Source organism: Variovorax sp. TBS-050B, assembly GCF_029893635.1.
GTDB lineage: Bacteria > Pseudomonadota > Gammaproteobacteria > Burkholderiales > Burkholderiaceae_C > Variovorax.
Genome location: NZ_JARXYR010000001.1, coordinates 104,838 through 119,055, shown reverse-complemented (window position 1 = coordinate 119,055; position 14,218 = coordinate 104,838). Strand labels below are relative to the sequence as shown.

Below are 14,218 nucleotides of genomic sequence, written 5' to 3'. Positions count from 1 at the left end.
ATGAACCACGACACCACCACGACCGCCGCCACCACCCTGCGCCGCCGCACCCTGCTGGCCGGCGCCGCCGCCTCCTTCATCGCCCTGCCCGCGCGGGCACAGGGCCAGGCTTCATCTTCTTCCTCCTCGGGCGCATGGCCGAACCGGCCGATCCGCTTCGTCGTGCCCGGGCCGGCCGGTGCGGGTTCGGACATCTTCGCGCGCCTGCTCGGCGTGTCGCTGCAGGCCGCGCTCGGGCAGCCGGTGGTGGTCGACAACAAGGCCGGCGCCAACGGCCTCATCGGCAACGACGCGGTGGCCAAGTCGGCCGGCGACGGCTACACCATGCTGCTCGCGCCCTCCTCGGCCATCTCGATCAACCCGATCATCCAGCCGAAGATGCCCTACGACACGCACAAGGACCTGGTGCCCGTGGCGCAGGTCGGCGCCGCCGGCATCCTGCTGATCGCGCATCCGTCCACCGGCTTCAAGTCGCTCGCCGACATGGTGCGCCACGCCAAGGCCAACCCCGACAAGCTCGCCTACGGCTCCTGGGGCAGCGGCTCGACCGGCCATCTCGCCATGGAGGGCATCAAGGCCCACTACGGCCTGGCCATGCCGCACGTGCCCTACAAGGGCGCCGCGCAGGTCGTGACCGACGTGCTCGCCAACAACATCGGCGTCGCCTTCGCCGACATCGCCTCGCCCGTGCCGCACATCCGCGCCGGCCGCCTCGTCGCCCTCGGCTGCACCGGCTCCGCCCGCGGCCCCGCGCTGCCAGAGGTGCCGACCCTGACCGAGCAGGGCTACCGCTTCGACGTCGACGGCTGGTACGGCGTGTTCGTCCCCGCCGGCACCCCGCGCGAGATCGTGCAGCGCCTCAACCACGAGATCAACCGCATCCTCGCCTCCGACGACGTGATCCAGAAGTTCGCGGCTCAGAACATGGCGCGGCCGCCGATCAAGAACACCGAGCAGTTTGCGGCGACGGTGCGGGAGGACATCGAGACCTGGCAGAGGCTGGCGAAGGTGGCGAAGTTGAAGATTGATTGAGGGTCGTGGGCAGGTTCGCGCGGCTGGGGCAGCGGGGAAGCTCAGTTGTGAAGGGCTGAAGCCGCCGTGGCCGGGGGAGCGCCCTCCCTCGTTGAGTGCTGGAGTACGGCCGAAGGTCTGCTTCAGACTGGTCAGAGTCATTCGCGGCCGTAGGCTGAACGACCGCGGCCTTCAAACCGGTCATCAGAAGGGCAGCGCTCGGTAGGTCCGCTCCGGATTTATCGCGATGCAGTTGGTTCGCAGGCTCTGGCCGAAGCTCAGGTTGGAGCATCCTCCGCTGATAGACTCTCGTCCGGTTTAATCAATTTGAGACGCTTCTATTTGGCAAGCGTAGACGCCATGAGTACAGAACCGTGGGTTTCCGTCGACCAGGTCGCCCAACACCTGGGAGTGGCCAAGGACACCGTGTATCGCTGGCGGGAACACCGGGGGCTACCGGCGCACCGCGTCGGGCGCCTGTGGAAATTCAAGTTGTCTGAGGTTGACGACTGGGTGCGCGCCGGGGGCGCGGACGAAGGCACCGACACTAACAAAGAAAGAGCCTAAAGGCCATCACCATCATGCAACTCACCGAACTGACCAAGCGCGCCATCGCGGATGGTCACCTGCAGCTCATTACCACTGGCAAGACCGAGAAGATTCGCTACGTCGGGGTGAACATCACGGAAAAGTGGTCCGACCCGGAGGAGAAGATCCGAGCCGCCTACTACGCGGAGCTGATCTACCAATACGGGTACGCGCCAGAGTGCATCGGCATCGAAGTCACTGTGCCCGACCGGACGCCAGTCGATCGTGCCGACCTGGTGGTCTTCCGGGACCCGGCGCGAACGCAACCTTTTGCCGTCATTGAGTGCAAGCGCGATGCTGTCACAGACACCGAGTTCAAGCAGGCCATCGAACAAGCTTTCGGCAACGGCCACGCGCACAAGTTTCGCGCTGTGTACGTCGGCGTTATCGCCGGCCAGACGCGCGCTTTTTACGACTGCTCCGACCGCTTCGGCGTCCTGGAGCGGGAGGCCAACATCATTGCCGACCTGCCCGCGCAGTACGGCAGGCCAGAGGAGTACAAGTACTACCACAAAGCCCCCGGCAAGCCTGACATTGGCGCCGTAACCCGCGACAACCTGATCAAGACCATCCGCAAGTGCCATCAAACCCTGTGGGGTGGCGGACGGCTCTCACCACCCATGGCATTTGGAGAGCTGACCAAGCTCATCTTCCTGAAGACCCGGGACGAGAAGACCGCGCGCAAAAAGGGCGACCCGTACGCCTTCCAGGTCAAGACCTTCGAAACGCCCAAACGTCTGGCCGAGCGCATCAAGATTCTTTACTCCATTGAGCGACAGAGCGAGCCCGATGTCTTCAACGAAGACATCAAGATCGACGACGTCACGCTCAAGAACGTCGTGCTGCACCTGGAAAGCGTAAATCTCACCGCCACTGACCTGGACACCAAGGGCGTGGCCTTTGAGCAGTTCATGGACGGCTTTTTCAAGGGTGACTTCGGCCAGTACTTCACACCGCGTAACATCATCGCCTTCGCCATCCAGATCCTGGATATCAAGGCTAGCGACGACGTGATGGACCCCGCTTGCGGCTCCGGCGGTTTCTTGCTGCACGCACTCGACCACGTGCGCAAGCTGGCAAGCCAGTACTACGACGACGACAGCCGAGAGCACTTCAACTACTGGCACAGCTTCGCGGAGAAGCGCCTCTTCGGCATCGAGATCAACGAAGAGATCGCCCGCGTCGCAAAGATGAATATGATCGTGCACGACGACGGGCACACCAATGTCATGGGCCACGACGCGCTGGAGCCGCTGGGCGCGATCGCGCTCAAAAACGACGCGTTCGCCAAGGTCATGGGCATCTACCGCGATAGCGAATACAACCCTGAGACCGGCAAAGTCGAGGACGTGGTCAAGCGCGACGAGCGCAAGGGCTTCTCCAAGATACCCACCAACCCGCCTTTCGGCGCGGTCATCAAGGAAGAGCTGCACGCCTACCTCAAGAGCTATGAGCTGTCACGCTACGTCGGCAAGGGAGGCGGCAAGGACGAGGACGATCCCGAGGACGCCGCCGCCGACCCCAAAGCCGGCAAGAAATCCATCAAGCAGCGCGCCAGCGTCAAGACGGAGGTCATCTACTGCGAACGCATCTGGCAACTGCTCAAGCCCGGCGGCCAGGCGGCCGTGGTGTTGCCTGATGGCCTGCTCACCAACGCCAGCTTGCAGGGCGTGCGCGAATGGCTGCTGGAGCGCTTCAAGGTGCTGGCGGTGGTAAGCCTGCCGCAGTTCGCCTTTGCGCACTTCGGTGCGGGCGTTAAGTCTAGCGTCGTGTTCCTGGAGAAGCGCCAGCCTGGCGAACAGGCCAGTAACGACGAAGCCATCTTCATGGCCATGGCCGAGAACATCGGCTACGACGCTACCGGCCGCAGCACCTACCAGATTGACGTGCTCAGCGAAGTGCCCGAGCAACGTCGCATCGAAAGGCAGCGTTGCGACCTGTTCAACTGGGAAGTCGAGTTCGACTGGGTGCCCGGCGAAGGCAAGAAGCCCGGTCGCTGGAGTGAACGCCACCGCAAGGTCATCCCCGGCACTGGATTGCTCGGCCAGTACGAGGCCTTCAAGAAGCAGCCTGAACCTTTTTTCGTCTGACCCCCGTCCCCGCAGGGCAAGCCATTTGCTTTGCGGTGCGGCGGGGGGACTCGGCCGCACGACTCGACCCGCAGTATCAGGAGGTGAACCGGCGCAAGCGCGCCTACTATGCCAGCCCGCGCTACCCAATGGTGCCATTAGGCAAGCTGGCCACCTTCATTCAGTACGGGATCTCGGAACGCGCCAATACAGGGGGCTTGGGCGTGCCGATGATTCGCATGAACAACCTCCAGGCGAATGGCTGGGATCTTTCCGACTTAAAGCACATCGAGCTGGACGATCTGGATCTAGATCGCTATCGCCTGCTCAAGGGCGATTTGCTCTTCAACCGCACCAACTCCAAGGAACTGGTTGGCAAATGTGAAGCCTTCGGCGAAGACGGCGATTGGGTTTTCGCCTCGTATCTGATTCGCGTGCGGCTGGATACTCAACGGGCTGTACCTGGGTTTGTCTCTGCCTTCCTGAACTCACCCGCCGGCCGCATACAAATCGATCAGGTGAGCCGGCAGGTGGCGGGGATGTCGAACGTGAATGCCGAAGAGCTGCGAGACCTTCTGATCCCGCTGCCGAACATCTCGGAACAGGAGCGCCTACTCGCTGAGCTTGAAGCCGCCCGAATTGAACGAGATAGGGCGTCAGCGGAAGCAGACCGATTGCTCTACGCGGTGGACGAACTCATTACGAGCACCCTCGGCCTGCCGGAGGTCTCGACTCCCACGCAGGGGGGCTATGCGATTCGGCTCGGCCTTGCAAAGACTGTCTCAACGATCTCAGCTGACTACTTCCACCCGGAGCGCATGGGCGCTCTCAAGGCGATCAAGGCGCTTCCAAATGCCCCGTTGGGCAGCCTAGTTTCATTCCAGAGAAAACTTGTCTCCAGCCCCGGAAAGGCCAGATACATCGGCCTGGCATCGGTAGCCAGTCACGCTGGCCAGTTGACGGATGCGATTGAAACCGCTGCCGGGCAATGCTTTGCGTTCGAAACGGATGAAGTACTCTATGGCCGCCTGCGGCCATATTTAAACAAGGTTTGGCTCGCGCAGTTCGCGGGCGTTTGCTCGACGGAGTTTCACGTCATGCGAGTGCGGGACCGGTCGACCCTACTGCCCGCCTATCTTGCAGTCGTGATGCGCACCCGCCTTATCGTGGCGCAGACCAAGCACATGATGACTGGCAATACCCATCCACGTCTGGCCAATGAGGATGTGGTCAATCTCCTTATCCCTCTCGCTGAAATAGCCACCCAGCAGCGCATCGTTGACGAAACCCTTATTCGACAGGTCGAGGCCACCCGCCTTCGCGCCCACGCCGAAGCACTCTGGCAGAAAGGCCGCGCGCGATTTGCGCAACAACTCTTGAAGGCGGACGTATCGTGATCCTCTCCGGCATCCTGCATACCTCGTTGGGCGGCTTCACGGTCATCCGTGGCGTGGCGCCGCTGGGCGATCTGGCTCGTTGCTCGCGCTTCGACGGTGCCTACCAGCGCAACCTGATCGAAACCCATCGGAGTGAGATCGAACAGTTCCTGGCAGACCGACAGTTTCTGTTCTTCCCCGAGGTAGTGCTGTCTGCCTCGCTCAGTTTCGATTACAAGCGCGTGGGCAAGCGCGAGGTCCAACCGCTGGGCGACCTGTTCACGGGCAAGGGCTTCGCATCAAACGTGGACGGACTTTCGGTGCGGGTGGTCAAGACCAAACTGCCAAAGGGCCTGGAGATTGTGGGCGGCAGTGCAGCCCCCACGCTGGCTTACCTCGACATCCCCGAGGATCAGTTGACGCGAGAGGACGGCGTGCGGCTATTTCGCATCGACGGCAACCATCGCTTGAGCGCGGCACGCGATCTAAAGCCGGGTGATTCGACCTATCAGCTCGACACGCCGTTTTGCGTGGTGCTGCACGAAGACCCCACCGAGAAGCAGCGCTTCGAGAAGGTCGTCTTTCATAACATCAATGCGAAGCAGATACCGCTCACCTCCGAGGAGAACCTGCGGCTGATCCTGCAAGACGGCGATGGCGCCTTGTTCAGCGACGAGGACCTACTCACCAAGCCGAGCTTTGGCGCAGCCTACTGGCTGGCGCGCCACCTGCTGCCACAGTTCAATACAGACTTTCTCGGTGGCTTGACCGAGCATTTCAAGAACAAGCACACCCTGGCGCTGGGTCTAGCGCAGTTCTTGACGGCCAAGCAGATGGTGGCGGGTGATCCCAACCAGGCGCGATTGAAGCCCGAAGTGGAGCGCATCCGCCAGGCTCTGATCTCGGTTAATGCCTACTACGGTGCTGTGGACGGACAGGCGCTGCGCGCGTCCGGTTGCCACGGGGTGCTGACGGCCTTCTTGTACTTCGCGCTCAAAAACGAAGGCCGCCAACTGCCGCCGTTTGTGCGCTGGATCGAGAGCAACCGGATTGACCGTCTGAGCCCGGACACTACCACGCGAGGCTTGGGCTACCACTACCACTTGGGCCGGACGCAGGCGGTGGATGCGGCCAGCTTGGTGGACGTGTTCGAGAGCGTGCTGACGGCGCGGCAGCGTCAGATCTTCGTTTCCATGGCTTTCCGAGATGAAACGAAAGAAGCCTTCGAGACCATCAAGAAGACCGTGCGCCAGATCAACGAGCAGCACCGACTCGACATCCGGCTGAGCGAGATCCGCATCGATCAGTTCAATAAGGGCCATAGCTACACCATCGACGACGAAATCCTCAAAGTGATTGAAGGCTGCGGGCTGTTGATCGCGGACCTCACCTTTGGCAATCGCAACGTCTATCACGAGATCGGCTATCTGATGGGGCTCAACCGGGGCAAAGGTTTGGCGCAGGACAACTTCGTGTTGATCGCCGACAAGAAGACGCGCGGCCCCGAGCTCGAAACTGACATCGGGTTCAACCTCAAGAGCTGGCAGCAATTGCGCTTTGAAAGCACGCGGCAACTGGAGGAGGCCTTGACCGAGAGCATCGAAATCTTTTACGGGCTGCGCGGCATTGGCACGTGAACGAGGGACTGGGTCGCCCCTAGACGCTGCGCGACCGGTACCCAGGCCTGCGGCTCGACAATCGGAGGGCGTTGCGGGCGCTCCTGACTTGCGGGCCCAATGGCTGATCACCGGGAGGAACCGCGCATTCGGTTGTCCACACCGATCGTCAGCTCCCGCTGCAGAGCAGTCCCTCGATTCCGAATGGACGCCATCGAAGTCACGAACGGGCAAGCTGCCCTGAACCTGCCTTCAAAAGCGCCCTCACGCTCTCCCCGCCCCTCACCCCCGATCGAGCCCCGCCACCCCCAACACCCAAGGCGCAGCCAGCACCCCCAACAACTCCACCAACGCAAGCTCCCCCGGCGCCCACACACCCCGCACACCCAACAGGTTGAACGTCGCCCGGCACCGCCCGCCCGCATCGAGCAGCGGCACATTGACCACCGCCCGCAACCCGAGCCCCGCGATGCGCTCATGGTCGTCGAACACCTCGCGCAGCGCGGCCTCGCCCTCGCCCACGAAAAGCTCGCCGCGGCGCAGCAGCTGGCGCGTCCACCCCGTCATCGCCTTGCGCTTGCGCCCACCCACCGGATACGCCGCAGGGTCCGAAGTCCACACGCGCTGCAGTTCGATCGTGGTGTCGTCCCCCTCGCCGTCTTCCGCCACAGACGACGCGCCGACCACGTTCACCGTGAGCAGCCCTTCGCCCAGCTGCTGCCTTCGCACGCGGTCGATGCATTCCAGCGCGGCCGCCATGCCGCCTGCGCGCGGCAGCTCGTGCGTGAGCGCGCGGCAGACTGCCAGGGGCAGGCAGAGCAATGCCTCACTCATTCTTGATGCCCAGTTCGCGGATCAGCTTGCCGTAGCGGTCGGCGTCGCTGCGCAGCACCGCGGCGAACTGCTGCGGGGTGCCCTTGACGATCTCGACGCCCATCGATTCCATGCGCGCGCGCACCTCGGGCTGGGCGAGCGCCTTGTTGATCTCTTCGTTGAGCCGCTTCACCAGCGCGGCGGGCATGTGGGCGGGGCCGAAGGCGCCGTACCAGACGCCGAGCTGGTAGCCGGGCAGGGTCTCGGCAACGGTGGGCGCGTCGGGCAGGAGCGGCGAGCGCTTGGCCTCGGTCACGCCGAGCAGGCGCAGCTTGCCGGCCTTGACGTGGGGCAGTGTCTGCGTGCCGGCGGAGAACAGCACCTGGGTCTGGTTGGCCACGGTGTCGACCACGGCCGGCGCGCCGCCCTTGTAGGGCACGTGCAGCATCTGGATGCCCGCGGCCTTCTCGAACAGCACGGCGCTCAGGTGGTTGGTGGAGCCGGGGCCGGCCGTGGCGTAGGCCAGCTTGCCGGGGTTGGCCTTGGCATAGGCGATGAACTCCTTCACGTTGTTCACCGGCACCTCGGGGTTGACGACCATGGTGTTGATCACGTTGGCCATCTGGGCAATGGGCGTGAAGTCCTCGACGCCCTTGAAGGGCATCGACGGCATGAGCGCCGGGTTCATGGCGTGCGTGCTCATCGAGCCGATCAGCAGCGTGTAGCCGTCGGGCTTGGCCTTGGCGACGAAGTTGGAGCCGATGTTGCCCGAGGCGCCGGCGCGGTTGTCGACGATCACGGTCTGGCCGAGCGACTTGGTGAGCTGCTCGGCGAGCGAACGCGCGAGGATGTCGGTCGAGCCGCCGGGCGCCCAGGGCACCACGAGCGTGATCGGCCGCTCGGGCCAGTCGGCGGCGGCGGAGAGCGCGGCAAAGCCGCAGAGGGCGAGCAGCGCAACGCCGCGGCGGATGAGGGAGAACATCGAAAAAACTCCTGAAGGAAAAAAAGGATCAGCGCCCCACGGCATAGCCCTGCATGCCGCGCGGATTGGCCGCGGCGCGCAGCACCAGGCGGCCCTGCGCATCACGCTCGCGGCTGCAGGCGGACATGCGTCCCTCGGACCATGGCTCGCCGACCTGCACGTCGTGGCCGCGGGCACGCAGCGCGTCGAGCACTTCGGGAGCGAAGCGCGATTCGGCCGTGAGGCGGTTCAGCGTGGTGGCGCGCGGCCAGAAGGAGGCCGGGAAATGGTCGACGTGCCAGGCCGGCGCATCGATGGCCTCCTGCAGGTTCATGCCGTGCACCGCATGGCGCAGGAAGAAGGCCGGCGACCACTGGTCCTGCTGGTCGCCGCCGGGCGTGCCGAACACCATGTAGGGCTCGCCATCGCGCAGCGCGAGCGAGGGCGAGAGCGTGGTGCACGGCGCCACGCCCGGCGTGACGGAGTTGGGCAGGCCCTCGTCGAGCCAGGTCATCTGCAGCCGGGTGCTGATGGCGAAGCCGAGCGACGGCAGCACCGGGCTCGACGACAGCCAGCCGCCCGAGGGCGTGGCCGCGACCATGTTGCCGTGGCGGTCGATCACGTCGATGTGGCAGGTGTCGCCGACGAAGACCTCGCGCTCGGCCCATTCGGACACCGGCGGCAGCGCGGCGAAGGTGGGTTCGCCGATGCCGAAGCGCGTGTCGGCGGTGCGCAGCGTGCGAAGCGCCGCATCGAGGTCGGGCAGGCGTGGCGCGATGCCGAGCGGAGAGCCCGGCTGCAGCTGGCGCGAGGCGGCATCGCCCGCCGACTGCCAGCGCTGGCGCAGGTAGTCGTCCGCGAGCAGTGCCTGCTGCGCTTCGCGCGAGGCGCCCGGTGCGCTGCCGTACCACGCCAGCCGGTCGGCCAGCGCGAGCTTGGCGGCCTCGGCGATGCGGTGCACGAAGCCTTCGGTGTGCGGCGCATGCTGCTCGAGGCCGGCATGGCGCAGCATGCCGAGCTGCTGCAGGAAGGCCGGGCCTTGGCTCCAGAAGCCGCACTTGGCCACGGTGTAGCGGCCGAAGTCGGTGGTCAGGGGCGCCTCGACGGTGGGCTGCCACTGCGCGATGTCGTCGTAGCGCAGCAGGCCGGCATGCGCCTCGCCCGTGGTGTCGCGCACCTTGGTCGTGCGGTAGTAGGCGTCGATCTCGCGCGCGACGAAGCCCTGGTACCAGGTGCGCAGCGCGGCGTCGATGGTGCCGGTGCGGCTGCCGCCGCCTTCGCGCTCGGCCGTCTGCACCAGCCGCTCGTAGGTGGCGGCGAGCTGCGGCTGGCGGAACAGCGCACCGGGCGCCGGCACCCGGTCGCCCGGCAGCCACACCGCGGCCGAGCTGGGCCAGTGCTCGCGGAACAGCGCCTGCACCGCCACGATCGCCTGCACCGCGCGCGGCACCAGCGGAAAGCCGTCGCGCGCATAGCCGATGGCGGGCGCCAGCACGTCGGCCAGCGGCCAGCTGCCGTGCTCGCGCAGCATCGAGAGCCAGGCACCGAAGGCGCCCGGCACGGTGGCCGGCAGCAGCCCGATGCCCGGTACCTGCTCGAGCCCGAGGCGGCGGAAGGCCGCGGCCGAGGCCGCCGCCGGCGCGGTGCCTTGGCCGCAGATCGAACGCATGCGGCGCTCGTCCTCGCTCCACAGCAGGATCGGCACTTCGCCGCCCGGGCCGTTGAGGTGCGGCTCCACCACCTGCAGCACGAAGCCGCCGGCCGCCGCCGCGTCGAAGGCGTTGCCGCCGCGTTCGAGCACGCCCATGGCGGTCTGCGCCGCGAGCCAGTGGGTGGCGGCCGCGACGCCATGCGTGCCGACGATCTCAGGGCGGGTGGTGAAGCTGTTCATGGTTCTGGTGCATCGAAAGGGATGCGCCGATTCTGAACGCATGAAATAGGCCAATGCACATGATTTGCTATGGATGCATGCATTGATTGCTATGCTCCGGCGATGCTGCCGACGACGCCCGATGCCTTCGCCCTGCGCCTGGAAACGCGCCTGAAACTGCGCCACTACGTGCTGCTGCTCGCAGTGGAACGGCACCGCTCCATCACGCGCGTGGCGCAGCAGCTCTCGCTCGCGCAGCCGACCGTGACGCGCGCGCTCGCCGACGTGGAGGACATCTTCATGACGCCGCTGTTCGTGCGCAGCCGGCGCGGGCTGGAGCCCACCATGGCCGGCGAGGTGGTGCTCGCGCGCGCACGGCTCGCGGTGGCGGACAGCCAGGCGCTGCAGCAGGAGCTGCGCGCGGTCAGCGGCGCGGGGCTGCAGGGGCGGCTGCGCATGGGCGTGATCCCCTATGCCGCCACCCAGACGCTCGATGCCGCCTGGCAGCATCTGTTCGCGCAGCGTCCGCGCATGGCGCTGCTCGCGCACGAGGACACCACCCACAACCTCGTGCTCGCGGTGCGCCGGCGCAGCCTCGACTGCGCCATCTGCCGCTTCTCGCACGACAGCACCGACGACGACCTGGTGCAGGAGCTGCTCTACCGCCAAGAGGCCTGCGTGGTGGTGGCCAAGGCCAGCGCCGCGCGGCTGGCGCGGCAGCTCTCGCTCGACATCACGCGGCTCGCCGACATGGACTGGATCTTTCCGCCGTCGGACACGCCGATCCGCCAGATGATCGACACCGTGTTCGCGGCCGCGGGCCGCAGCCTGCCGGTGCCGCTGCTCGAAGCCTATGCGGTGCGCACCGTGGCCTCGGCGCTGCGCCACCTGCCGCGCGGCGTGACGGTGCTGCCGCGCGACGTGGCCCAGGCGGTGGCCGCGACCGGCGCGGCCGAGGTCATGCCGCGCGCGCTGCCGTGGAACCTGCCGCCGGTCGGGCTGGCGTGGCTGCGCGATTCGCCGAAGGCGGCGGTGATCGAGGCGCTGGCCGCGGCACTGCGCTGATGCGCGCGCGCCCCGGCGCGCTCAATGCGCCGCCGCGCCGCCTTGTCCTTCGAAGCGCTGCAGCTGCGCCATCTGCTCCTCCGTCAGCACGAGCTGCGCGCTCGCCATGTTCTCGCGCAGGTGCGCGAGCGACGAGGTGCCCGGAATCAGCAGCAGGTTCGGCGCGCGCCGCAGCAGCCAGGCCAGCGCGACCTGCATCGGCGTCGCGCCGATCTGCGCGGCCAGCGCGTTCAGCGCGGCCGACTGCAGCGGCGAGAAGCCGCCGAGCGGAAAGAACGGCACGTAGGCGATGCCGCGCGCGGCGAGCTGGTCGATCAGCGCATCGTCCGCGCGGTGCGCGAGGTTGTAGTGGTTCTGCACGCAGGCGATCGGCACGATCGCGCTGCCCTCCTCCACCTGCGCCGGCGTGACGTTGCTGAGGCCGATGTGCCGGATCAGGCCGCGCTCGCGCAGCTCGGCGAGCACCGTCAGCGGCGCCTCGATCGAGCCTTCGGCCGGGCCGTGCACGTCGAACATGGCGCGCAGGTTCACCACCTCGAGCACGTCGAGGCCGAGGTTGCGCAGGTTGTCGGACACCGCGCGCTCGAGCTCGGCGGCGGAGAACGCCGGGTTCCACGATCCGTCGGCGCCGCGCGCCGCACCGACCTTGGTGACGATGACGAGCTCGTCGCGGTAGGGATGCAGCGCCTCGCGGATCAGCTGGTTGGTGACGTGCGGGCCGTAGAAGTCGCTGGTGTCGATATGGTCGACGCCGAGCGCGATCGCCTCGCGCAACACCGCGAGCGCGGCCTCGCGGTCCCTGGGCGGGCCGAACACGCCGGGGCCGGCGAGCTGCATCGCGCCATAGCCGAGGCGCTGCACCGGGCGGGAGCCCAGGGTGAAGGTGGAAGGGAACGAAGCGGTGTTCATGGGCGGTCCTGAAGGAGTGGAAGAACGAATGCCACGAATCTAGGCACCGCGGCTTCGCGCGACAATCCATCGCAATCCGCACGGGCTGTGCGGAAATCAGGACAATCGATGGACGATCTTGCAGACCTCACCGCCTTCCTGACGGTTGCGCGCGAGGGCGGCTTCCGCGGCGCCGCGCGCGTGGCCGGCACCAGCGCATCGCGCATGAGCGATGCGGTGCGGCGGCTCGAGGCGCGCCTGGGCGTTCGCCTGCTTCATCGCACCACGCGCAGCGTGGCCCCCACCGATGCCGGCATGCGCCTGCTGCAGCGGCTCGAGCCGGCCCTCGGCGAGGTGCGCGCGGCGCTCGACGTGGTGAACGACCTGCGCGACCGGCCGGCGGGACGGTTGCGGCTCAACGTGCCGGTCAGCGCGGCACGCCTGGTGCTGCCGGCCATCGTGCCGCCCTTCCTGCAGAAGTACCCGGAGATCTGCCTCGAGGTGGAGGCGGAAGACCGCTTCGTGGACGTGCTCGCCGAAGGCTGCGACGCGGGCATCCGCTACGAGGAGCGGCTCGAACAGGACATGGTCGCCATTCCGATCGGTCCGCGCGTGCAGCGCTTCGCCGCTGCGGCCGCGCCGGACTACCTGGCGCGCCGCGGCAGGCCCGCGCATCCGCGCGAGCTGCTCGACCACGCCTGCCTGCGCGGCCGCTTCTCCAGCGGCGCGATGAATGCCTGGGAGTTCGAGCGCAACGGCGAGGCCGTCAAGGTCGATCCGAAGGGGCCGCTGATCGTCGGCATCGGCGCGACCGCCGACCTGGCCGTGGATGCCGCGGTCGCGGGCAGCGGCATCGTCTACCTGTTCGAGGACTGGCTCGCGCCGTACTTCCGCCGCGGCGAGCTGGTGCCGGTGCTCGAGCCCTGGTGGCCGAGCTTCTCGGGGCCCTTCCTGTATTTCTCGGGCCGCCAGTACCTGCCCGCGCCGCTGCGCGCCTTCGTGGAATTCGTCAAGGCCACGCCATGGCCGCAGCCGCGCTGAGACCCGCATGAAGTTCAAGGAAATCGACGCCTTCCGCGCCGTGATGCGCTCGGGCTCCATGACGGCCGCGGCCGCCGACCTGTACACCTCGCAGCCCAACGTGAGCCGGCTGATCGCGCAGCTCGAGGCCTCCACGGGCCTGGTGCTGTTCACGCGCAGCGCGGGCCGGCTCACGCCGACCGAGGAGGGCATGGCCTTCCTGCGCGAGGTGGACCGCGCCTTCGTCGGGCTCGATGCGCTCAAGTACGCGGCGCGCAACATCCGCCAGTTCGGCAAGGGCCGGCTGCGCATCGGCACCGTGCCCTCGCTCGCGATGACGGTGCTGCCGCTGGTGCTGCAGCGCTTCCATGCCGACCATCCGGAGGTGAACGTGGCCATGGACACCGGCAGTTCGCAGCTGGTGGCCGAGTGGGTCAACACGCGCGTGTGCGACCTGGGCTTCGTGTCCTACCTGCCGCCGGGCACGCTGACCGATGCGCATGCGGTGTGCGACGTCGACGGCTGCTGCGTGCTGCCACCGGGCCACAGGCTCGCGAGCAAGCCGGTGATCGGGCCGTCCGACCTCGCGGGCGAATCGTTCATCTCGATGGCGCACGGCGACGGCCTGCGCGCCGCGGTGGACGCCGCCTTCGCGGGCGACGACCAGCGCCTGATGCATTTCGAGACGCCGTACGGCGCGACCATCTGCCAGATGGTGGGCCTCGGGCTCGGCGTGAGCATCGTCAACCCGCTGGTGGCGCGCAGCTACCGCCACACCGGCATCGTGGTGCGGCCGTTCGCGCCGCGCGTGCCCTTCGTGAGCTACCTGCTGCTGTCGCGCCACCGGCCCTCGAATGCGCTGGTGGACCGCTTCCAGGCGCTCGCGGGCCAGGTCATCGCGGAGGAACTGCAGGCGCTGGACTGAGCCCATACGGTTTTCG

At 66.9% G+C, this 14,218-nt stretch carries 12 protein-coding genes; 8 read left to right on the top strand and 4 right to left on the bottom strand.

Translation table 11 applies throughout. From position 1 onward, the window contains the following. The 5 genes from M2165_RS00545 (at window position 1) to M2165_RS00525 (ending at window position 6,681) form a co-directional block, all read left to right on the top strand. Window positions 1-1,032 (top strand): tripartite tricarboxylate transporter substrate binding protein, encoded by a 1,032-nt coding sequence (locus M2165_RS00545; protein ID WP_280812713.1) that lies wholly within the window; start codon window positions 1-3, stop codon window positions 1,030-1,032. A gap of 339 nt (window positions 1,033-1,371) precedes the next feature. After that, window positions 1,372-1,578: a helix-turn-helix domain-containing protein gene (locus M2165_RS00540; protein WP_280812712.1), complete on the top strand. Its 207-nt coding sequence runs from the start codon at window positions 1,372-1,374 to the stop codon at window positions 1,576-1,578. A 14-nt stretch (window positions 1,579-1,592) separates the two neighbouring features. Further along, entirely contained in the window at window positions 1,593-3,689 is a 2,097-nt protein-coding gene (locus M2165_RS00535) for an N-6 DNA methylase (RefSeq protein ID WP_280812711.1), read from the top strand. 83 nt (window positions 3,690-3,772) lie between these two features. Further along, window positions 3,773-5,065: a hypothetical protein gene (locus M2165_RS00530; RefSeq protein WP_280812710.1), complete on the top strand. Its 1,293-nt coding sequence runs from the start codon at window positions 3,773-3,775 to the stop codon at window positions 5,063-5,065. Further along, on the top strand, window positions 5,062-6,681 hold the full coding sequence (locus M2165_RS00525; RefSeq protein WP_280812709.1) for a hypothetical protein: 1,620 nt from the start codon (window positions 5,062-5,064) through the stop codon (window positions 6,679-6,681). Before M2165_RS00530 ends, M2165_RS00525 begins: the two co-directional genes overlap by 4 nt. Before the next feature lie 261 nt (window positions 6,682-6,942). Here the strand turns inward: M2165_RS00525 and M2165_RS00520 are convergent, their stop codons facing one another. Genes M2165_RS00520 through M2165_RS00510 form a run of 3 tightly spaced genes read right to left on the bottom strand, consistent with a single transcriptional unit; the run spans window position 6,943 to window position 10,325 of the window. Then, window positions 6,943-7,494 (bottom strand): GAF domain-containing protein, encoded by a 552-nt coding sequence (locus M2165_RS00520; protein WP_280812708.1) that lies wholly within the window; start codon window positions 7,492-7,494, stop codon window positions 6,943-6,945. Beyond that, window positions 7,487-8,455 carry a tripartite tricarboxylate transporter substrate binding protein gene (locus tag M2165_RS00515; protein ID WP_280812707.1) on the bottom strand — a complete coding sequence of 323 codons (969 nt, stop codon included), beginning with the start codon at window positions 8,453-8,455 and terminating at the stop codon, window positions 7,487-7,489. Before M2165_RS00515 ends, M2165_RS00520 begins: the two co-directional genes overlap by 8 nt. Window positions 8,456-8,483: 28 nt before the next feature. Further along, a complete protein-coding gene (locus M2165_RS00510) occupies window positions 8,484-10,325 on the bottom strand; it encodes a gamma-glutamyltransferase (protein WP_280812706.1) in 1,842 nt (613 codons plus the stop codon). A gap of 102 nt (window positions 10,326-10,427) precedes the next feature. On the opposite strand from M2165_RS00510, the gene M2165_RS00505 reads away from it, so the two are divergent. Continuing rightward, a complete protein-coding gene (locus M2165_RS00505; protein WP_280812705.1) occupies window positions 10,428-11,369 on the top strand; it encodes a LysR family transcriptional regulator in 942 nt (313 codons plus the stop codon). A 21-nt stretch (window positions 11,370-11,390) separates the two neighbouring features. Here the strand turns inward: M2165_RS00505 and M2165_RS00500 are convergent, their stop codons facing one another. Next, a complete protein-coding gene (locus tag M2165_RS00500) occupies window positions 11,391-12,278 on the bottom strand; it encodes an aldo/keto reductase family oxidoreductase (RefSeq protein ID WP_280812704.1) in 888 nt (295 codons plus the stop codon). Between the two features lie 108 nt (window positions 12,279-12,386). Here M2165_RS00500 and M2165_RS00495 point away from each other — a divergent pair, with 108 nt between their 5' ends. Both M2165_RS00495 and M2165_RS00490 read left to right on the top strand, forming a co-directional pair. Further along, window positions 12,387-13,298 (top strand): LysR family transcriptional regulator, encoded by a 912-nt coding sequence (locus M2165_RS00495; RefSeq protein WP_280812703.1) that lies wholly within the window; start codon window positions 12,387-12,389, stop codon window positions 13,296-13,298. 7 nt (window positions 13,299-13,305) lie between these two features. Next, the gene (locus M2165_RS00490; protein ID WP_280812702.1) at window positions 13,306-14,202 is read left to right on the top strand and encodes a LysR substrate-binding domain-containing protein; all 897 of its coding nucleotides are present in this window, start codon (window positions 13,306-13,308) and stop codon (window positions 14,200-14,202) included. Window positions 14,203-14,218 lie beyond the last annotated feature (16 nt).

Coding starts and splice junctions, on each gene's coding strand:
- M2165_RS00545 (WP_280812713.1), top strand. CDS start 1: ATGAACCACGACACCACCACGACCGCCGCCACCACCCTGCGCCGCCGC.
- M2165_RS00540 (WP_280812712.1), top strand. CDS start 1,372: ATGAGTACAGAACCGTGGGTTTCCGTCGACCAGGTCGCCCAACACCTG.
- M2165_RS00535 (WP_280812711.1), top strand. CDS start 1,593: ATGCAACTCACCGAACTGACCAAGCGCGCCATCGCGGATGGTCACCTG.
- M2165_RS00520 (WP_280812708.1), bottom strand. CDS start 7,494: ATGAGTGAGGCATTGCTCTGCCTGCCCCTGGCAGTCTGCCGCGCGCTC.
- M2165_RS00515 (WP_280812707.1), bottom strand. CDS start 8,455: ATGTTCTCCCTCATCCGCCGCGGCGTTGCGCTGCTCGCCCTCTGCGGC.
- M2165_RS00510 (WP_280812706.1), bottom strand. CDS start 10,325: ATGAACAGCTTCACCACCCGCCCTGAGATCGTCGGCACGCATGGCGTC.
- M2165_RS00505 (WP_280812705.1), top strand. CDS start 10,428: ATGCTGCCGACGACGCCCGATGCCTTCGCCCTGCGCCTGGAAACGCGC.
- M2165_RS00500 (WP_280812704.1), bottom strand. CDS start 12,278: ATGAACACCGCTTCGTTCCCTTCCACCTTCACCCTGGGCTCCCGCCCG.
- M2165_RS00495 (WP_280812703.1), top strand. CDS start 12,387: ATGGACGATCTTGCAGACCTCACCGCCTTCCTGACGGTTGCGCGCGAG.
- M2165_RS00490 (WP_280812702.1), top strand. CDS start 13,306: ATGAAGTTCAAGGAAATCGACGCCTTCCGCGCCGTGATGCGCTCGGGC.